Source organism: Nocardia lijiangensis NBRC 108240, assembly GCF_001613045.1.
Taxonomy (GTDB): domain Bacteria; phylum Actinomycetota; class Actinomycetes; order Mycobacteriales; family Mycobacteriaceae; genus Nocardia; species Nocardia lijiangensis.
Genome location: NZ_BDBP01000071.1, coordinates 37,184 through 56,741 on the forward strand (window position 1 = coordinate 37,184; position 19,558 = coordinate 56,741).

Annotated in this window: 17 protein-coding genes; 3 read left to right on the forward strand and 14 right to left on the reverse strand. The window is 68.8% G+C overall.

Annotated features, from left to right (window positions below):
- Positions 1–6 precede the first annotated feature (6 nt).
- From NL1_RS24950 to dpgA, 5 genes are read right to left on the reverse strand one after another with little or no spacing between them, the layout of a single operon-like run.
- Positions 7–1,809, reverse strand: a complete 1,803-nt coding sequence (locus NL1_RS24950; RefSeq protein WP_067844053.1) for a thiamine pyrophosphate-binding protein — start codon at positions 1,807–1,809, stop codon at positions 7–9.
- A gap of 44 nt (positions 1,810–1,853) precedes the next feature.
- A complete protein-coding gene (dpgD, locus tag NL1_RS24955; RefSeq protein WP_067844056.1) occupies positions 1,854–2,660 on the reverse strand; it encodes an enoyl-CoA-hydratase DpgD in 807 nt (268 codons plus the stop codon).
- Positions 2,657–4,039 (reverse strand): (3,5-dihydroxyphenyl)acetyl-CoA 1,2-dioxygenase DpgC, encoded by a 1,383-nt coding sequence (gene dpgC / locus NL1_RS24960; RefSeq protein WP_084510930.1) that lies wholly within the window; start codon positions 4,037–4,039, stop codon positions 2,657–2,659. Before dpgC ends, dpgD begins: the two co-directional genes overlap by 4 nt.
- Positions 4,036–4,737 (reverse strand): enoyl-CoA-hydratase DpgB, encoded by a 702-nt coding sequence (gene dpgB / locus NL1_RS24965; protein WP_067844060.1) that lies wholly within the window; start codon positions 4,735–4,737, stop codon positions 4,036–4,038. Before dpgB ends, dpgC begins: the two co-directional genes overlap by 4 nt.
- A gap of 50 nt (positions 4,738–4,787) precedes the next feature.
- Positions 4,788–5,942 (reverse strand): 3,5-dihydroxyphenylacetyl-CoA synthase DpgA, encoded by a 1,155-nt coding sequence (dpgA, locus tag NL1_RS24970; RefSeq protein ID WP_067844063.1) that lies wholly within the window; start codon positions 5,940–5,942, stop codon positions 4,788–4,790.
- Between the two features lie 510 nt (positions 5,943–6,452).
- Here dpgA and NL1_RS24975 point away from each other — a divergent pair.
- A complete protein-coding gene (locus NL1_RS24975) occupies positions 6,453–6,908 on the forward strand; it encodes a MarR family winged helix-turn-helix transcriptional regulator (RefSeq protein WP_067844066.1) in 456 nt (151 codons plus the stop codon).
- 124 nt (positions 6,909–7,032) lie between these two features.
- A complete protein-coding gene (locus NL1_RS24980) occupies positions 7,033–7,281 on the forward strand; it encodes a hypothetical protein (RefSeq protein WP_067844074.1) in 249 nt (82 codons plus the stop codon).
- Positions 7,282–7,351: 70 nt separating this feature from the next.
- Here NL1_RS24980 and NL1_RS24985 read toward each other — a convergent pair whose 3' ends face one another.
- The 7 genes from NL1_RS24985 to NL1_RS25015 all read right to left on the reverse strand — a co-directional run bounded on the left by NL1_RS24985 (position 7,352) and on the right by NL1_RS25015 (position 15,161).
- Positions 7,352–10,036: a fumarate reductase/succinate dehydrogenase flavoprotein subunit gene (locus tag NL1_RS24985; RefSeq protein ID WP_067844077.1), complete on the reverse strand. Its 2,685-nt coding sequence runs from the start codon at positions 10,034–10,036 to the stop codon at positions 7,352–7,354.
- The gene (locus NL1_RS24990; protein WP_067844079.1) at positions 10,033–10,797 is read right to left on the reverse strand and encodes an ABC transporter ATP-binding protein; all 765 of its coding nucleotides are present in this window, start codon (positions 10,795–10,797) and stop codon (positions 10,033–10,035) included. The genes NL1_RS24985 and NL1_RS24990 overlap by 4 nt, the downstream gene beginning before the upstream one ends.
- Positions 10,794–11,633, reverse strand: coding sequence for an ABC transporter permease (locus NL1_RS24995; protein ID WP_067844081.1), 840 nt, complete (start codon positions 11,631–11,633; stop codon positions 10,794–10,796). Before NL1_RS24995 ends, NL1_RS24990 begins: the two co-directional genes overlap by 4 nt.
- Positions 11,630–13,057 (reverse strand): ABC transporter substrate-binding protein, encoded by a 1,428-nt coding sequence (locus tag NL1_RS25000; protein WP_067844084.1) that lies wholly within the window; start codon positions 13,055–13,057, stop codon positions 11,630–11,632. Before NL1_RS25000 ends, NL1_RS24995 begins: the two co-directional genes overlap by 4 nt.
- A gap of 12 nt (positions 13,058–13,069) precedes the next feature.
- Complete coding sequence (locus NL1_RS25005) at positions 13,070–13,297, reverse strand: 4Fe-4S dicluster domain-containing protein (protein ID WP_067844087.1); 228 nt, start codon at positions 13,295–13,297, stop codon at positions 13,070–13,072.
- Positions 13,298–14,053: a GntR family transcriptional regulator gene (locus NL1_RS25010; RefSeq protein ID WP_067844091.1), complete on the reverse strand. Its 756-nt coding sequence runs from the start codon at positions 14,051–14,053 to the stop codon at positions 13,298–13,300.
- Between the two features lie 229 nt (positions 14,054–14,282).
- Positions 14,283–15,161 carry an alpha/beta fold hydrolase gene (locus NL1_RS25015; RefSeq protein WP_067844095.1) on the reverse strand — a complete coding sequence of 293 codons (879 nt, stop codon included), beginning with the start codon at positions 15,159–15,161 and terminating at the stop codon, positions 14,283–14,285.
- Between the two features lie 104 nt (positions 15,162–15,265).
- Here NL1_RS25015 and NL1_RS25020 point away from each other — a divergent pair, with 104 nt between their 5' ends.
- The gene (locus NL1_RS25020; protein ID WP_067844109.1) at positions 15,266–17,311 is read left to right on the forward strand and encodes an AfsR/SARP family transcriptional regulator; all 2,046 of its coding nucleotides are present in this window, start codon (positions 15,266–15,268) and stop codon (positions 17,309–17,311) included.
- Between the two features lie 46 nt (positions 17,312–17,357).
- On the opposite strand, the gene NL1_RS25025 is transcribed toward NL1_RS25020, so the two are convergent.
- The gene (locus NL1_RS25025; protein ID WP_067844113.1) at positions 17,358–19,154 is read right to left on the reverse strand and encodes an acyl-CoA dehydrogenase; all 1,797 of its coding nucleotides are present in this window, start codon (positions 19,152–19,154) and stop codon (positions 17,358–17,360) included.
- A 94-nt stretch (positions 19,155–19,248) separates the two neighbouring features.
- A partial coding sequence (locus NL1_RS25030; RefSeq protein WP_281180857.1) for an inositol monophosphatase family protein occupies positions 19,249–19,558 on the reverse strand: 310 nt, incomplete at its 5' end.

Consider the following 19,558-nt stretch of genomic DNA (forward strand, 5'->3'; position numbering starts at 1 on the left):
TGCGGATCACGGCGGTCCCATCGCCTGGAGCCGGTCGATCAGCACCGGGTCGACGTCGGGCTTGTCGGCCAGCAGCATGTCGATGGGCGGCGCGGGCGAAGACGCGATGCGGATGTCGATGACGTACGGTTCGCCGTTGTCGAGGGACTTGAACCCCCGTTCCATGGCATCGCGGAGCTGGCCCATCTTGGCCACCACTTCACCCGGAATGTCGAACGAGGCAGCGATCTCGGCGAAGTCCTGGGCCGGGCGACCCAACCGCAGATACCAGGCGTCGTTGGTCGGCTGCCAACCGTAGATCTGTCCGATCGCGGACAGTCCGGTCATCAGGGTCTTGTATTCGTGGTTGTTCATCACCAGGTACAGCACCGGAAGCTCGAACTTGCGGGTGGTCCACCACGAATTCGTGTGGAACAGCGCGGAACCGTCGCCGACGATCGTCACGACGTAGCGCTCGTCGCCGAGGGCCAGCGAGATGCCGATCGACGCGGGCAGCGAGAACCCGAGCGAACCGCCGGAGGTGCAGAAGTACGCGTCGGGGCTGTCGTAGGCGATCGCTTTCTGGATCGCGGCCGAGATCGCGAAGTCCTCGTTGATGACCGTGAGCGGTTTGTCGAGGGATTTCTGCACTTCGGCGAGCACCATCGGCACGACGTGGTCTGGAATGGGCTCCTTCCCTCGTGCGGTGGCCGCGGCGGCCGCGAACTCCGCGTCGCGGCGGGCGTCGAGTTCGACTACGCGCCGATTGCGTTGTGCGACGGCTGCTTCGTCGTACTCGGTGTGGCCGGTGATGGCGTCGATGATCAGCGGCAGGGTGCGCTTGACGTCGCCGAGCACGCCGACCTCGGCATAGGCGTTCTTGCCGATCTCCCACGGATCGTTGTGCAAGGTCACCTGTTTCAGACCGGCCGGGATGATCGGGCCCTTCTCCCAGCGGAACACCAGGATCTGCGCCTGCGAGTTCACCCCGATCTGGAAGATGGTGTCGAAGTCGGCCAGCTGCATGTGCACACCGTCCTGGGTGGGCACCAGTTCGCCCTGCCAGTGCGGCAAGTCGTTCGGGTAGTTCATCCGGCTGGCCTGGTTCTCGGAGTAGACCGCGGCGCCCAATACCCGCGACAGCCGCTCGATCTCCGGCCAGGCGTCGGCCTCGCCGACGCCGTCGCCGACGAGCACCACCGGATTCTTCGCCCGCGCGAGCTGCTCGGCGGCGGCCGCGATGCCGTTCGGATCTCCCGCCACCGCGTGCGCGATGCGCGTCACCCGGCCCCGCTCCTGTATGGCAGGCGCTTCGATCAGGAAGTTCCACGGCAGCGAGAGGAACACCGGGCGGAACGGCGGGACCAGCAATTCTTTGAACGCGCGTTGCAAGACCAGCGGCATCTCGTCGACGCTGCGGATCTCGTACGCCCACTTGGCGTATTGCTCGGCCGTGTGGACCAGGTCGGAAGCCAGGATCGGTTCCTGGACGAGCAGTTCGCTGTGCTGCTGTCCGCAGAACACGATGAGCGGGATGTTCGATCGGTAGGCGTTGAACAGGTTGCCGATGATGTTGGCCGTGCCGGGAGTGATGTGCACGATAGCGGCGCCAGGGCGTCCCGACATGCGCGCGTAGCCCATGGCGGCCCCGAGGGCGATGTTCTCGTGCAGGCACGGCACGTACTCGACACCGTTCTCGGGGATGGTCGTTCCGTCGAGCAGCGGGATTTCGTGGGTGCCCGGCACGCCGAAGGCGTACTCGATGCCCACTTCGTGCAGGTAATCGAAGATGATGTCGCGGCCGAGCCGGGGCGATGTCGGTGAAATCATCGGTCCTTTGTTTCTGATAGATCCGTATCGGGCGGGTTGGTAGTTCAGTGACCGGTCCAGCTGGGCGGTCGTTTCTCGACGAAGGCGCGCGGGCCCTCCTTCGCGTCGGCGGAATTCGCTCGCAACGTCTCCCAGTGGTAGGCGGCGGTGAAGGCGTCGGGCAGCGGCATCGTTGCCGCCGCCGCGGCGGCCTCTTTGATGGCGCGCACCGAGAGCGGCGCGCAGGCGAGGATGTCGGCCACCCAGGTTTCGGTGCGAGCGTCCAGGTCGTCGATCGGGACCACGTCGTTGACCAGCCCGAGCTCGGCGGCGCGGGCGGCGCTCATGCGCCGCCCCGTCAGCAGATGTCCGAGCGCGATCCGGTAGGGCGCTTGGCGCGGCAGCCGGAATACCCCGCCCGCACCCGGGATGAGGCCGAGTCTGGCCTCGGTGAGCCCGAATTCAGCGTTGTCGGCAGCGATCACGATGTCGCAGGCGAGGGCCAGTTCGAAGCCGCCGCCGAGTGCGTACCCCTCGACCTTCGCCACGAGCGGTTTGGCGAACCGGAACCGCTCCGTGATCCGCGGGTACCCCGGTTTGCCCGCGCTGCCGAACGACGAATGTCCTTCGCCGCGATCATTGCGCGTGGACAGTTCCTTCAGGTCCTGACCGACGGAGAATGCGCGCCCGCCGCGGCCGCTGAGGACCGCCACCCAGATGTCGTCGTCGCGTTCGATGTCATCCCACACCCGCGCCAGCTCCGCGTGCATTCGCAGGTTCATTGCGTTGAGGACTTCGGGCCGGTCGAGTTCGACGGTGGCGACGCGCCCCTGCTTGCGATAGACCACGGTGGTCAGGTCCTCGAGGGTCACCGCCGCGCTCCGGCCTCGCGCGGTACCGACGCACCGGTCTGGGCTGCGGCGTCGGCCTGCGATGGGGCACTGTCGTGTGCGCGAGCACTGAACCGGGACACCTTCGCCAGCACGTCTTCGCCGTAGAGCCGCAGCGCTTGGTGCAGCGCGAACTCGGACATGTAGCGGCGGAACGCGTCCTGAGGTTCCTCGGCGGTCACGATCATGTGCTTGTTCGCGATCACCGCGTCGGCGGCGAGTTGCTCGGCGGCCCTGGTGATTTCGGCGGCGAGGGCCCCGGGTTCGACGACGCTGTCGAAGACGTAGCGCGCGTCGGGTTCGGTGGCGCGAATCTTCCTGCCCCACAGGATCACCTCGCGCGACACCCGTGAGGTCGCCGTGCGCCCGAGCCGCAGGTTGCCCGCGCCCGGCACGATCCCTTCCTGCGCGGCGGGGAGGCTGAAATAGCTGTCGGCTGCGGCGATGACGCGGTCGAAGACGAGCAGCAGTTGCGCACCGCCGCCGATCGCGAAGGTGTCCACCGCGGCGATCCAGGGTTTCGTGCGCGGAGTGGGTGGCCAGCTGTCGCTGTCGTCGGAGAGACCACGCAAAATCTTTGCGAGGTATCCGGTTTCGCGCCCGAGCAGAAACTCGAGGTAGGAGATCCGGCCCGCATGCAGTTCGGCGAGATTGATGCCCGCGCTGAACACTCGCTTGCCCCGGTAGCGGGGATGGGTCATCTCGCCGCCGCGCACGACGCCGACCTTGGAGCGCGGGTCGAGCAGCACCAGGTCCACCGCGGTTTCCATGTCGGCGACGTGCTGGTTGTCCTCGGCGTTGAGGCAGTGGACGTTGATGATCGTGAGCGTCGCGGTGTGCCCGGATCGGGTCAAGGTCACCGCGGGCAGCGCGACCCGGCCGGTCGCCTCGTAGCCGGCCAGCAGCGCTCGAGCGGCTGGCGTCGGTCGGCGCATGGCGTCGAGCAGGTGCTCGCCTGCGACGGGGTCGGCGAAGACCGCGTGGAAGAAGATCCCTTGATCGATCTCCCAGCCTTCCTTGTGCGCCTGGACGACCGCGGCGTCGGCGGCGAGCTGCGCCGGTTGCGGCAGTAGGCCGGGGAATCGGGCGGTCGCGGCGGCCGCCAGGTCGGCCAGCCGCAGCGAGTCACGCAGGTCGCCGGTCGCGCGCCGGTACACCGCGGACGCATGTCTGCGCAGAAATGCCCTGCGCAGCGCGCGCACCGCGTGATGGGCGCGTGCGGCCTGCGCGGCCCGGTCGGCGTCTCGCTCCGCGACCGGACCGAGCCGGCGCAGCGTGCGGTCGCATTCGGCGGCGAAGTCTCGCAGCGCGGCGCTGTCGTGGGCGAGGTCTCCGGTGAACGGCGAGGGTGGGATGGTCATGATGCCGCCCGGAGCCGCCGCAGGGATCGGTCGGAGGCCGCCAGGTGCGCGCCGAGCGCGTCTTCGAAACGCATGGCGGTCGCGTCCAGCAGCAGTCGGCGGCGGATGGCGATCTCCGTCCCGGCGGCCGACTCGAACAACCTGAGGCCCGCTTGCACCATCGCGGTCTCCGCTCGAGCATCGTCCTCCGCGATCACCGCGTCGACGAGACCGTGCGCCTGCGCCTCGGCGGCCGACAGTGTCCGACCCTGCACGACGAGTGCCCGCGCCGGACCGGCCCCGTGCTGGGCGACCAGCCGATACAACGCCATGGACGGCCAGATTCCCCCATCGGTGGTGGCGAGCCCGAAAGTGCTGCCGGAGCGCAGGATGCGGTAATCCGCGACGAGCAGGAGTTCCGCTGCGGGCCCGTAGGCGTTTCCGCCGACCACAGCAATGATCGGTGCCGGCGCCTGTTCGAGCCGGCGCAGCGCGGCTTCCCACTTGCCGACGAGACCGATGTCCACCGGCCCCGGCCACGAAAACTCTTGTCCCGAACGGGTTCCCGTGACGTAGAGAACCACGGCATGCGGCTTGTCCGCCGGGGCGTCCTCGGCGCGGACCGCGATCGCGGACACCGCGGCGAGCAGGTCCTCGGTCAGCGGTTGATCGGCGGAGATCACCGCGGGCAAGACATGCGTAGCGGTTTCGAAGCTCATTGTTACCCCCGGAGTCGAATTCATTGGTCTGTGTCAGAACTGGAGAAGCGTCAGAACTGGAGAAGCGCGGACTCGATCTGCGAGCCGGGGCCCATCGTCATGAGCACGCCGTGGTCACCGGGCCGGACCCGGCCCTCCTCGAGCAGCCGTTGATAGGAGAACAGGAACGAGCCGCTGGAGAGGTTGCCGAAATCGCGCATGACACTGGAGGTGTGCCGTAGGTCGTGGGAGGTCAGACCGAGGTTGATCTTCACCGCGTCGATGACCTTCTTGCCGCCGGAGTGCACGGTCCAGTGCGCGATGTCCTTGCGCCGCAATCCGGTACCGCGCAGCAGCTTGTCGATCACGATCTCGGCGTGCGCGCCGACCTCGTAGGGCACTTCCTTGTCCAGGTAGAAGCTGAACTTCCCGGCGTCCTCGTCCCAGTCGTAGCGCATCGCACCGACCGCGTGCCGAATCATGTAGCTGCTGGTCGTCAACAGTGCGGGCGTCGGAGACGAGCTGACACTTCCGGCCGCCCCGGTGTCGCCGCTCGCTTGTACCGCCAACGCGGCGGCGCCGTCGCCGAAGAGGCTGTTGACGACCGCCGTACGCATCGTGCCGTCGAACACGTAAGCCGCCGAACACGCCTCCGAGCAGACCAGCAGGGCCAGCTCGTCCGGATGCGTTGCCGACCAATTCGTCACGGCGGCAAGACCATTGAGGCCCGCGTTGCAGCCCATGCCGACGACGTCGAGCCGGGCCGTGTCCGGGTCCAGCCCCAGCTCGTTGATCAACAGCGCGCTGAATCCCGGTGTCAGGAAGCCGGTGGTGGTGACGGCCACCAGATAACGCACGTCGCGGAGGTCGCGGCCGATGCCCGCCAGGCACTGGCGCACGGCGGCCGCCCCGGTCCGCACGCCTTGCGTTCGGTGCTTGGCCAGCAGTTCACCCTGGGTCTCGACTCGGAATTCGCCTTCGCGATCGCGGGGCGGCAAGGTCAGGTACCGCGTCTCGATGCCGCCGTTGAGGAAGACGCCACGAATCTTGGCGTCGGTGATATTCAGCAGGTCGAGCAGTTCGCGTTGACTGTAGCGGTGGGGCGGGTTGGCGGTGGCTACGCCGAGCAGCCGGGGCAGCGCGGGCTGCGTGGGCCGCGTGGACCTGGGTTCAGGCCGTAGGTCTTCGTCGGGTCTATCGATGTCGATGGTTCTCGAGGCGGTCATGCGCTCATTCCTTAGGTCGATCCCTATGTGGTAATCCGGCGGACTTTTCGGACGCGAGCGACCGCGCGCGTTGAAATACGGCCTGCCGTCGAGCGGCAGGGCCGACCGGAATTATCGGTGAGCACCCTGATAAAGCAATTACACAGCAGTATTAATTTTGATCACGACTCGTCGAATACCCCCCGTATTATTTTGGTAATCGATGCGTACACGCAAATCTCACGGTAGCGAATTCGTTGCGACCCCCGCCGGTTCGACCCCGCCTCCCGTCTCGATTCAGAACAGTACACCAGCGCGATCTACGGCGACAACCCCAAAACCAGGGGGTCCACGCCTGGGCAAGACCGTCTCAGCAGTCAAAGATGTTGGACTGCAATAGATTTGATCGGTAGCGGTGGCGGCTGGAGATGGTACGTACACGTATGAATTTGGCGGAAATCGGTCGGATAAATAGCGGGCAAACGACCGGACCGCCCATGTCGAGTGTCCAGATCGTGGTCTAATCGGCGGATGGAATCTCTGACCTCGCGGCTGGTGCCCCATGTGTTCGCAGACACACCTGGACACCTGATCCGATTGCTCTACCAACGGCACAACGCCATCTGGAACGCCACCGTCGGGGATTCGATCACACCCACTCAGTTCGCCATTCTCAATGTCGTCTACGCGGAAGGCCCCATGACCCAGCAGGAGGTCTCCGTACGAATCAGCGCGGACACCTCGACGATGGCGCAATCCGCCGGTGCGCTCGAGCGAAAGAACTTCATCAAGCGCGCCGTCAATCCCGCCGACAAACGCGAACGCCGCATCACCCTCACCCGCGCGGGCCGCCGCGAGTACGCCCAGCTCCTACCGAAAGCCGATGAAGTGCAACAACTTCTGTTCTCCGTCCTGGCCCCCGATGGCCACGACGCCGCCCTCACCGTCCTGCGCACGCTGGCCGGACTCGGTTCCGCCCGGCCGTGAAGGCCCGGCCGCCACGAGCGCCGACAGTGTCAGCGCGCTATCGGTGCGCTGTCAGCGGGAGCGGTCATTGTCTTTCTCGTCAGCCGGAAACACCGACTCCGGCGCCAACACGAGGAGAAACACCATGTCGAACACCACGCTCTCGGGAATCGTCGACGCTCACCTGGATCGGGCAGGCTCTCGGGCCGAGCAGCGGATGACCGCGGCCGACGCGGCGCGGTCGCAGGCCACCGCCCGGATCGAGGAGGCGCGCGGGTTCGTCCGCCCCGATAAGCAGGAGATCAGGCAGCTGCGGGCCGCGGCGATGGCGCAGGGAAAGCAGTTGCGCGACGACTTGCTCGCTCGCGGTGCGCAATTGAAGGCCGGTCGATAGACCGAGGTCGCCGGACCGGCGGGCGGCCGACTTCAATCGGCCCCCGCCGAACGGTGGGTACAGAGCCCGATCACGCGTCGATCGCCCGCCGGGCGTAGGCGCGCACGTCGGCGTCGGTGTCATCGATCGCGCGTTTCAGTGCCTCGCGCGCCGATTCGTCCTCGCGCCATCTGCTCAGCGAAAGCACCGCGGCCTTGCGGACATCCAAGTGCGGGTCGAGCAACGCCTCGGCGAGCGCCGGAATCGCCAGATCGGGTGCGGCACCCGCCAGGCCGCGCGCCGCGCCGACGCGCACCTGCCAGGCGGAATCACGCAGCGCCACAGACAGCTTCGGGCCATCGTCCGAACCGGCGCCGAGCGCGGCGAACGCGGTGAGCGCCGCCGCGCGGACCAACGGGTCGCGGTCGATGGACAGGACGCGGACGATCTCCGCGCCGCCCCCGCCGATGGCCGCCAGACCGTTGGCGACCGCGATCCGCACCTCCCGGTTCGGATCGCCCGCCAAGGTGGCGACCCCGGCGCGGTCGTCGAGCGAGACCAGCGCACGCACCGCCTCGATGCGCACCCGGTGGTCCGTATCGGCAAGCGCCGCACCGAACTGCGGCGCGCTGCCCGCGCGCAGGGCGCGCAGCAGATCGATGACGGTGGCGCGGACCAGCGGGTCGGCGGAGTCCAGGTGCTCGGGCAGTCCCGCCGCGCCGGGCAGCACTTCCACCAGTTCCCGCAGGCTTTCGGCGGCCGCGCGCCGCACCGACGCGGCCGTGTCGCCGAGCGCGGTCGCGAGCGCCGAGGCGAAACCGTCCGGCGTGTGCTCGGTGAGCACCGAGATCGCTGCGGCACGCACACCGGCGTCGGCATCCGCGAGGTAGTTCGAAAGGTCCTGCACCGTAGGCGAATCCAAGGCGAGCAGGGTGACCAGTCGCGGGGACGGGGGAGTGGCGGCCGCCGCGGCCTCGGTGACGACCACCGTGTCGCCCCGCTGCGGCGGACGACCGGACCGCAGCCGCGGCTGTTCGACCGCGACGATGGTGGGATCGGTCGACGGCACGTCGTCCAGTCCGGGTACGGGCACGAGATACGGTGCGACAGGGCGCTTGAGGAACTCCATCACCCCGTCCGCGTCCTTGCGCAGGTTCAGGTGATAGCGCCAGGCGTTGTCGTCGCGCTCGGGCAGGTCGGCGCGTTCGTGATAGAGGCCCCACCGGGATTCGGTGCGGGTCAGCGAGCTGCGCGCCGCCATTTCCGCGCAATCCCGGATGAAGGAGACCTCCACCGCGCGCATCAGCTCGTGCGGGGTGCGCGCGCCGATGCCCTCGACCTCCTCGCGCATGCGCTCGAACGTCTCCACCGCGATGGACAGCTTGGTGGCCGTCTTCGGCGGCGCCACATAGTCGTTCACGAAGCGGCGCAGCTTGTATTCGACCTGGGGTTGCGGCGGGCCGTCCGGCTGACGCAGCGGACGGTAGACGAGTTCGTGCGCGGCGGCCAGCTGGTCCTCGGGAAGCTCCTGCGGCGCAGCGAGATCGGCGAGGGTAGTGGCAGCGTGCGCGCCCGCGAGATCGCCGTAGACGAACGCGCCGATCATGTAGTTGTGCGGCACGCAGGCCAGATCGCCCGCGGCATAGAGGCCGGGCACGGTGGTGCGCGCGTGTTCGTCGACCCACACACCGGAGGCGGAATGTCCGCTGCACAAACCGATCTCGGAGATGTGCATCTCGATATCGTGGGTGCGGTAGTCGTGGCCGCGGTTGGCATGGAAAGTGCCGCGGGTCGGGCGTTCGGTGGTGTGCAGGATGCCTTCGAGCGTGGACAGCGTCTCGTCGGGCAGGTGCGACACCTTCAAATAGATAGGGCCGCGTGCGGATTCGATCTCGCGTTTGACCTCAGCCATCATCTGGCCCGACCAGTAGTCGGAGTCAACGAACCGCTCGCCCTCGGCGTTGACCTGGTAGCCGCCGAACGGGTTGGCGACGTATGCGCAGGCGGGGCCGTTGTAATCCTTGATGAGCGGGTTGATCTGGAAGCATTCGATGCCGGAGAGCTCCGCGCCCGCGTGGTAGGCCATCGCGTAGCCGTCGCCCGCGTTGGTCGGGTTCTCGTAGGTGCCGTAGAGGTAGCCGCTGGCAGGGAGCCCGAGACGACCGCAGGGCCCGGTCGCCAGGATCACCGCTTTCGCGCCGACGGCGACGAATTCGCCGGTGCGCGTGTGCAACGCGGCGGCGCCGACCGCGCGGCCGTTCTCGGTCAGCACCCGAACGGGCATGAGCCGGTTCTCGATCCGGATCTTCTCCCGCATGGTGCGCTGGCGCAGCACGCGATACAGCGCCTTCTTGACGTCCTTGCCCTCCGGCATCGGCAGCACGTACGACCCCGAGCGGTGCACCCGGCGCACCGCGTACTCGCCGTACTCGTCCTTCTCGAACTTCACGCCGTAGCGCTCCAGGCGCTGCACCATCGCGAAGCCGCGCGTCGCGGTCTGGTAGACGGTGCGCTGGTCGACGATTCCGTCGTTGGCCCTGGTGATTTCGGCGACGTAGTCCTCGGGCGTCGCCTTGCCGGGGATGACCGCGTTGTTCACGCCGTCCATGCCCATGGCCAGCGCGCCGGAGTGGCGCACGTGCGCCTTCTCCAGCAGCAGCACGTTCGCGCCGTGTTCGGCGGCGGTGAGCGCGGCCATGGTGCCCGCCGTGCCGCCGCCGATCACCAGCACGTCGCAGTCGAGCCGGATCCGATCGGATAGCTCGGGAATGTTCACAATTTCTCCAGGATTTCGTCCCGCACCGCCTGCCGGTCCACCGGCCTGCGCGGCTCGGGCACTTCGACGACGGCTCGCAACGGGGCGGAATGTTCGTCGTGCCTGCCGAGCACGGCGATGCGGTCACCGAGCAGCAGGGCCTCGTCGAGGTCGTGGGTGACGAAGACGATGGTGGTGGGATGGGCGCGCCAGGTGTCGATCAGCAACCGCTGCATGGTGGCCCTGGTTTGAGTGTCCAGCGCGCCGAACGGCTCGTCCATCAGCACGGCCCGCGGCGCTCCGGCGAGGCTGCGCGCCAGCTGAACTCGCTGCCGCATGCCGCCGGACAGGTCGCGCGGGAGGTAGTCGGCGTAGCCGGTCAGGCCGACCTCGGCGACCCAGCGTTGCGCGAGGGCCTTGCGTTCGGTGCGCGGGGTGCCACGCAGGTGCAGCGCCAGTTCGATGTTCTGGCGGGCGGTGCGCCAGGGCAGCAGCGCGTCGTCCTGGAACACCAGCGCGCGATCGGCCGACGGTCCGGTGACCTTGGCGCCGTCGGCGCGCACGACTCCGGCGTCGGGACTGCGCAGACCGGCGATGGCGCGCAGCAGGGTCGACTTGCCGCAGCCGGATTTGCCGACCACGACGAGGATTTCGCCCGCGGCGATGTCCAGGTCGAGGCCGTCGATGACGGTGCGCGCGCCGTAGGCGATTCGCACGCCGTCCAGAGTCAGCCGCATGCCCGCGGTGACGGGCGCAGCGGGAGCCGTTGTGGTGGTGGTCATTCCGCAACCTCCCTGGGCAGCCAGCGGGTGATCCGGCGACCGGCCAGCTCGACCAGGCCGGAGGTGGCGAAGCCGAGCACGCCGATGGTGATCATGCCGACGAAGACCGCCGGATAGTCGACGATGGTGTAGGCCTGCCAGGTGCGGTAGCCGACGCCGAGCCGCCCGGAGATCATCTCCGCGGAGATGAGGCAGATCCAGGCCACGCCCATGCCGACCGAGAGCCCGCTGAACACACCGGGCAGGATGCCGGGAAACACCACGCGCACCAGCACATCTCGCCGCGAGGCGCCGAGCGTGCGCACGGCGTCCTCCCAGATGGTCGGCAGCGCCCGCACCGCGTGCCTGGTGCTCACCAGAACCGGGAACAGCGACGCGGTGAAGGTGATGAAGACGATGCCGGACTCGTCGCTGGGGAACAGCAGGATCGCGACCGGCACCAGCGCGATGGCGGGAATCGGGCGGACCAGTTCGGTGAGCGGGCCGAAGACGTCGGCCAGCAACCGGGAGCGGCCGAGCCCGATGCCCGCGAGCACGCCGGCCACCGCGGCCAGCCCGAAGCCGGTGACGATGCGGATCAGCGACTGGGCGATGTCCAGGTAATACTGGTCCTTGCCGAGATGTTCGCCGAACACCGCCACGATCTCGGTCACCGTCGGCAGCGAGTCGAACCGGAGCCCGGCCCGCACGTCGTTGACGGTGAGCAGTTGCCAGAGGCCGACGGCCGCGAGCACTGAGACGATCCGGATGGCCCGCGATCCCCACTCGGAAGTGGTTCGGCCCCTCGCGGTCTCCGCCTCGGCGACCGCTTCGTCGGCGACGGCTACGGCGTTCATCCGCGGACTTCCGTGACCGCCTGGTCGTAGGAGACCGGCGTGGCGGCGGGGTGATTCTGCCGGTAACGCTGGGCGGCAGCCTGGGTGGTGAAGGGCAGGTACTTCGCGCCGTCGCGCAGCCACACCGCCTTGTCGGCGAACCAGCGCGTGCCGAGCTCGGCGTCGGGCACGTAGACCGCGCGGATCGCCTTGCCCTGGGCCTTGGCGGCCTGCACGGCGCGCAGCAGGCAGGTGGGGTCGGCCGCGGGCTGCGGCCGGTCGGCGCCGTCCACCCACAGCTCACCGGCCAGCGCCGGGTCGGCGACCGCGCCACCGCAGACCGGGTCGGTGCCGGTGAGCGCGCTCGGGTTGGCGGTCGCGGCCAGCGCCCGGTCGTACTCGCCCTGCCCGGTCTCGGCGAAGGTCTTGCGCAGCGGCGCCTCGTCGACGAAGCCGTCCACGTGCAGTTCCGCGAAGTCGCCGATCGACTTCAGGTACGGCACATCGCCTTTCAGCGCGGAGATCAAGCTCGGCTTGAGCGTGGTGTCGAAATGGGTGCCGCCGGGGCCGTTGTAGAGGTACACCACTTCCTGCGGCAGACCGGAGCCCTCCGCGACGATCCTGGCGGCCTCGAAGGGGCGCTCGTTGAGGAACTTCGTCGCGTCGAGCTGTGCGGCGAGGAAGGCTTGCAGCACCTCGGGGTGGTCGGCGGTGTAGGAGCGGCGCGCGACGACGCCGTGGAAGGTGGGCACGTTCAGTTCGGCGCCGTCGTAGAGCAGCTTGGCCTTGTTCTGGAAGACGAGCAGGCCGGGCCAGGCGACGAACTGGGACAGCGCGCCCACCTGGTGCGACTCCAGCGCGGTCGCGCCGACCTGCGGCTGCTGGTTGAGCACCTCGACGCCCTTGGCCGGGTCGATGCCCGCCCGCGACAGCGCCTGCACGAGCGTGCCGTGGCCCGCCGAGCCGACGCTGGCCGAGATCTTCTGGCCTGCCAGGTCCGTGATCCCGCTCGCGGTCGAATCATTGGGCACCACAACCATGTTCAGCGCGCCCTTGGGGTTGTACCCGGTGACCGACACCAGCGCGGTCTTGGCCCGCTCGTTGGCCTGCGTCCGGGATCCGTTGATCAGCAACGGATAATCGCCCATCGACCCGATATCGATCTTCTCCGCCACCATCTGCGCGGTGATCGGCGCGCCGGTGTCGTAGTCCTGCCACTCCACCTGATATTCGGCGCCGCCGTTCTCGGTGATCTGGCGCAGCCGCTGCTCCAGATAGCCCTGGGCGCGCAGCAGCGTGCCCGCGGTGACGGTGTTGATGGTCTTGGACTGGTATCCGACGACCACCTTGACGGTGCCCGCCGGGGCGTCGTTGGAGCTCTCCAGTGAGCAGCCCGCGGCGGCGAGTGCGGCGGCCAGCAGGACGGGGACGAGACGTGCTTTCATGAGACTTCCAGATCAGCGGAGCAGATAGGGCATGTTGACGGTGACCGCGCCGGTGGGGCAGCGGGCCGCGCACGGGCCGCAGTACCAGCACTCGTCCACGTGCATGAAGGCCTTCCCGTTCTCGGGATTGATGGCCAGGGAGTCGAGCGGACAGATCTCCACGCACAGGGTGCAGCCCTGGATGCACAGCGATTCGTCGATCGTGACGGGGATGTCGGCGCGTTGATTCGCGAGTGCCATCTACAGGACCTTCCATTCGGATGCGCCGCGGGACAGGCTGCCGCGCATGGTGATTCGGTCGCCGCGCATGCGGATGTACTCGAGGTCGACCGGCCTGCCGTCCTCGAGGCGAGTCAGTCGCTCCAGCATCAGCAACGGGGCGCCGACGGGAGTGTCGAGGGTGGATGCGGTGTGCGGGTCGGCGGCGATCGCCTCCAGCGCCAGATCGGCGCGGCCGAGGGAACGGCCGCTGATCTTCTCCAGCAGCACGAAGATGTCGGTGTTCTCGAGGTCGGCGGCGAGCACCTCGGCGCCGATGTCGGGGACAAGATAGGTCAGGTCCAGACTCAGCGGCAGGTCCGCGAGATAGCGCAGCCGCTCCAGGTAGACGACCCGCTGCCCGGGTTCCAGGCCGAGCCTGCGTGCCACCGCGGGCGGCGCGGTGATGTGTTGCGCGGTGCGCACTTCGTTGCGCACCGTGCCGTGGCCTTTGAGGGTTTCCTGGAGACCGAGCAGCGCGTCCAAGCCGTGGTCGTACTTGCGAGTCGCCACCCGCGTGCCGACCTTCGGGGCGCGGTCGATCAGGCCCTCGTCCCTGAGCAGGGTGAGGGCCTCGCGCACCGTGTTGCGCGAGGCGGAGTGCTCGGCGGCCAGCTGCTGCTCGGTGGGCAGCAGCTCGTCGAACGCGCCCGCGTGGATCTGGTGGCGCAGCACGTCGGCGACCCGGCGCGCTTGATCGGCGCGCAGCTGCCGCACCGGGGACGGTTCCGCGCCCATCCGTTCCGCCTCTCTCTCGCTGACCTGCACGAACAGCGACGATAGACGCGGAATGGGCGCGCGAAATCCAGCTCGCGCGCCCGTGGAATCAGGGGATGTTTCTTCGCCAGTGACCACCGGCGCTGACCTGGCGAAACAGGGTGGCCAACGCCTATTGCGCCACCCTGTTCGCCGGTCCCGGGTTTCGATCACGCAGATCCGAATGACCGGTCGCGATCGGCACACGATGTCAGCGCTGCACGAGGTCACGGAGAGCCGCCGCGACGTCGGCGGGGGCCTCTTCGGCCATGAAGTGGCCCGAGGTGACGGTACGGTGATGCAGGTTCGGCGCCCAGCTGGACCACAGCGTCTCGGCCTCGTAGCCGAGTGCGGCTCCCCAGTCCTGCTGCATGACCGTTACAGGCATGCCCAGCCGGGCGCCCGCGGCACGGTCGGCGCGATCATCGTCGACATCGACGGTCGCCGAGGCGCGGTAGTCGGCGACTATCGAGGGCACCGCGTGGCGGCACGCGCGCAGGTAGGCGGCGCGGATGTCGGCGGGGATCGCGGCCGGATCCTTGGTCCACTGGTCGAGGAAATAGGAGAAGAACGCGTCGGCGCTGGCGGAGATCATCTGCTCGGGCAAGCCGGGCGGCTGCGCCATCAGGTAGAGGTGGAAGCCGACGGCGGCGCCGGTGCCGTGCAGTACTTCCCACATGTCCAGCGTGGGAAGCACATCCAGGCATGCGAGGTGACTGATCGCGTCGGGGTGATCGAGGCCCGCGCGGAAGGCGACCAAGGCCCCGCGATCGTGCCCGGCCAGGGCGAAGCGGTCGTGGCCGAGCGCCTTGGCCATGGTGACGATGTCGGCGGCCATGGTGCGCTTGGAATAGGTGCCGGAACAGTCCGCGGCCGGTTTGTCGCTGTCGCCGTAGCCGCGCAGGTCCGGGCACAGCACGGTGTACGCGGTGGCCAGGTCGGCGGCGACATGGCGCCACATGAGGTGGGTCTGCGGGAAGCCGTGCAGCAGCACGATCGGAGTTCCCGACCCTGCGACAGCGACGTTGAGGGCGACGCCCTCGGCGACCGGGACACGCCGGTAGTCGAATCCGGGAATGGCGGGGTTCATTCGATGCGTCTCTTTCTCGGAGGGGATCCGTGTGGTTCGGCGGATCGATTTCCAGACTGTGGCGCCGCGATGAGCAACCGATGAACGCCCACTACATTGGCCGGATGCGCTTTCAGGTGCTGGGACCGGTGATCGTTCGGGACGAGACGGGAGCGTCGGTCTCGCTGCGCGGCCCGCGGTATCGCGCGGTGCTGGCGCGGCTGATCGTGGCCCGCCGCCGCGTGGTTCCCGTGACTCGGCTGGCGGACGATCTGTGGGACGAGCCGCCCGCGGACGCGGTCGGCGCGATCCGCACTTTCGTTGCGGGGCTGCGACGTGCGCTGGAGCCGGACCGTCCGCCGCGCACGCCGGCCCGGCTTCTTGTCACCGAAGGACCCGGTTACGCCCTGCGGGCCGAACCCGACGCGGTCGATGCCTGGCGATTCGACGACACGGTCCGCGCCGCGGCGGATCTTCCTGCCGCGCAGGCTGTCTGCGTGCTCACCGAGGCGCTGAGCTGGTGGCACGGACCGGCGTACGCCGATTTCGCGGACGAGGCGTGGGCGCGGGCCGAACGGTCGCGACTCACCGAGCAGCGACTGCTCGCCGTCGAACGTCGCGCCGAAGCACAACTGTCGATCGGCGCGGCCGGGGCGGCAGTGCCCGACCTCGACGCTCACGTCGCCGAGCACCCCTGGCGCGAGGACGCATGGCGGCTACTGGCCACGGCCCTGTACGGGTCGGGTCGCCAAGCCGACGCGCTGGCTGTCGTCGGCCGGGCTCGCCGGATGCTGGCCGAGCACATGGGCATCGATCCTGGACCGAGATTGCGGCGACTCGAACAAGACCTTCTGCTGCAATCCGAGCATCTCGACCCGGGTGCGGCCGATCCCACCGCGCAGGTCTGGGAACAGGCACGAGCCGCCTACGACAGCGCGGTCCCCGCACGTACCGGAAGGCGGCTGGAGTCGGCAGCCGGGCTGATGCGCGATCTCGCGGTAACCGGTGGCGGCGGGCTCGCAGCCGCCCGCAGACACCGGATCGCGGCCGTGGCCGCCGCCGATGAACTCGGCGATCCCGCGTTGACCGCACGAGTGATCGGCATCTACGACGTCCCCGCGATCTGGACGCGCTCCGACGATCCCGCGCAGGATCGCAGGCTGGTGGACATCGCTGAGAAGACGCTGCGCCGTCTACCCGACCACGGCGACGCCGACCGAGCCCGGCTACTGGCCACAATCGCCGTCGAATCGCGCGGCATGCTGCCCGCCGAGCACCCGAGCGAGAGCGGGCTGCGGCCGCTGCGAGCCGCGCGCCAGGCCGAGCAGATCGCGCGGCGCCTGCGCGATCCGTCGCTGCTGGTGTTCGCCCTCAACGGCGTGTTCATGCAGAGCTTCCAGCGGGCAGGGCTGGCGCCGAGGCGCGACGCACTGGGCGCCGAGGTGCTCACGGTGGCGGCGAGCAACAACTTGGCCACCTACGAAGTACTCGGGCACCTCATCCGCCTACAGGCACGCTGCGCCCTGGCCGACTACCGCGGCGCCGACCGGCACGCCGCCGCCGCGGACGCACTCGCCCTGCGCCACGAACTGCCGCTGGTCACGGTATTCACCGCCTGGTACCGCGCGCTGCGCACCGCGGTGGCGAAGGATCTTGCCGCCGCCGAAGCGGCTTACGAAAGGGCCGCCACCACCCTCGACGGAGCGGGAATGCCGGGGCTCGAGCACGGATTGCTGCCGCTGGCCCGGCTGAGTCTGTATCTGCGACACCACGAAGCCGAACGAATCGCCACCATGGACCCCCACACGGATTGGGGTCCCTACACGCCGTGGGTTCGCCCGGTACTGTTCGTCGCCCGCGGCGAGATCGACCGCGCGCGAATGGCATTGCGACACCTCGGCTCCCCGCCCCGCGACTTGCTGTTCGAAACACTGTGGGCTGTCGTGGCCCACGCGGCGGTCGCCGTCGACGATGCCGCGGTCATGCGACGAGCCCACACCCAGCTCTCGCCCGCCATCGACGAAACCACCGCACAGAGCGGTCTGCTCGGTGTGGGGCCGGTGCGCGCCTACCTCGCTGATCTCGAGTCGGCACTGTCACGGCACCCAGCGCAGCGGTCGCGTTCACGTCGGCCGGGACGAGGGCAGCGGCCGGCCGACGATCACACGTGATGAACAGCAGCGCGTTTCGACAGATACGACGGTCCAGTCGCTTCGGTCAGAACCAGTCGTCGCGCATCTCGAGCGTGGTGCGGTCCAGCGCCGCGAGCAGATCGAGCTGCGGGCCGGTCTTGGGCAGCTCGTAGCGGAAGAAGTAGCGGGCCGCGGCGCGCTTGCCCTCGTAGAAGTCGCCCTCGTGGCCTGCCGCGGCCACGGTCTGCTCCAGCCAGATCCAGGCGACCACGATGTGCCCGAACGCCTCGAGGTAGATGCTCGAGTTGGCCATCGCCGCGGCCGGATCGCCCGCCGCGAACATGCCCATGGTGACGGCGAGCAGCCGCTGCCAGGACGCGCCGAGCTGCGCCGCGAATTCTGCCGCGTCGCCGCCCTTGCCGGTGGCCGCTTCGACGGTCGCCGCGATCCGCTCGCCGAGCAGCCGCAGCGAGGCGCCGTCGTGCTGGATCACCTTGCGGCCCAGCAGATCCAGGCCCTGGATGCCGTGCGTGCCCTCGTGGATCGGGTTGAGGCGGTTGTCGCGGTAGTGTTGCTCCACGTCGTATTCGCGGGTGTAGCCGTAGCCGCCGTGCACCTGGATGGCGAGGTTGTTCGCCTCCAGACACCATTGCGAGGGCCAGCTCTTGGCGACGCCGGTCAAAATCTCCAGCAGCAGTGTGTGTTCGCGCGCGACCTGGTCGTCGGCGGCGCCGCGGCGCAGGTCGACCAGCCGGTTGCAGTAGAGCAGCAGGCCCAGCGCGCCTTCGACGTAGGCCTTCTGCGCCAACAGCATTCGCTTCACATCGGCGTGCTCGACGATCGGGACCTGCGGCGCGGCGGGATCCTTCGTAGTCACCGCGCGGCCCTGGTTCCGCTGCCTGGCGTACTCCACGGACTTGAGGTAGCCCGTGTATCCGAGCGCGGTGGCGCCGAGGCCGACGCCGAGCCGTGCCTCGTTCATCATGTGGAACATGTAGGACAGGCCGCGGTGCGGTTCGCCGACGAGGTAGCCCACCGCGCCGGGCGCGCCGTCGGGGGTGTGCCCGCCCTCGCCGAAGTTGAGCACCGTGTTGGTGGTGCCGCGGTAGCCCATCTTGTGGTTGAGCCCCGCCAGCACGACGTCGTTGCGCTCGCCGAGCGTACCGTCCTCGCGCACCAGGAACTTCGGGACGACGAACAGCGAGATGCCCTTGGTGCCCGCCGGTCCGCCCGGGATCTTGGCCAGCACCAGGTGCACGATGTTCTCGGTGAGCTCGTGATCTCCGCCGGAGATCCACATCTTCGACCCGAACAGCCGGTAGGTGCCGTCGGCCTGCGGTTCGGCGCGGGTGACGATGTCGGCCAGCGACGAGCCCGCCTGCGGCTCCGACAGGCACATGGTTCCGGTGAACCTGCCCTCCACCATGGGCTGCACGAACCGGTCGATCTGGTCCGGAGTTCCGTGCGCGGCAAGGAGATTGGCGTTGCCGATGGTCAGGAACAGGTAGCCGGAGGTGCCGACGTTGGCGGCCTGGAACCAGCTGAACCCGGCGGCCTCCACGGCGGCGGGCAGCTGCAGGCCGCCGATCCGCTCGTCCATGCCCGCCCCGATCAGGTTCGCCTTGGTGAACGCCTCGACGGCCGCCTTCACCTCGGGGATGATCGTCACCCGTTCCCCGTCGAAGGTGGGCTCGTTGCTGTCGTTGCGCTTGTTGTGCGGCGCGAAATGCCGGGTGGCGAGGTCCTCGCAGAGATCGAGGAAGCCGTCGAAGGTCTCCCTGGAATGCTCCGCGAAGCGGGGAAATTCTGTCAGGTCTTCGACCCGGAGCCATTCGTACAGCAGGAAGTCGAGATCCCTGCGGGAGATCAGGTTCGAGCGCACGGCCATCCTCTCGCGACGTCACATCGGGGCGCGGACTCGGCCCCGAGATATTTGATACGTTACTACTTGTGTGTCGCGAAAGGGTGGTGACGGGCTAGCGTGCTTCGGCCGCGGCGGCCGCCACCGCCTCGAGCAGCGGTGTTCGCCACGTCGCCCGGCAGATCAGCAGGTCGGGCAGATAGGGGCGGGGCCGGTTGTACTCCAGCGGGCTGCCGTCGATCCGGGAGGCGTGCAGCCCGGCGGCCAGCGCGACCCCGACGGGCGCGGCGGAGTCCCACTCGTATTGCCCGCCCGCGTGCAGGTAGCCGTCGGCCTCGCCGCGCACCACCGCCATGGCCTTGGCCCCCGCCGACCCCATCGGGACCAACCGCGCGCCGACGGCGTCGGCCACCGCGCGCGCCCAG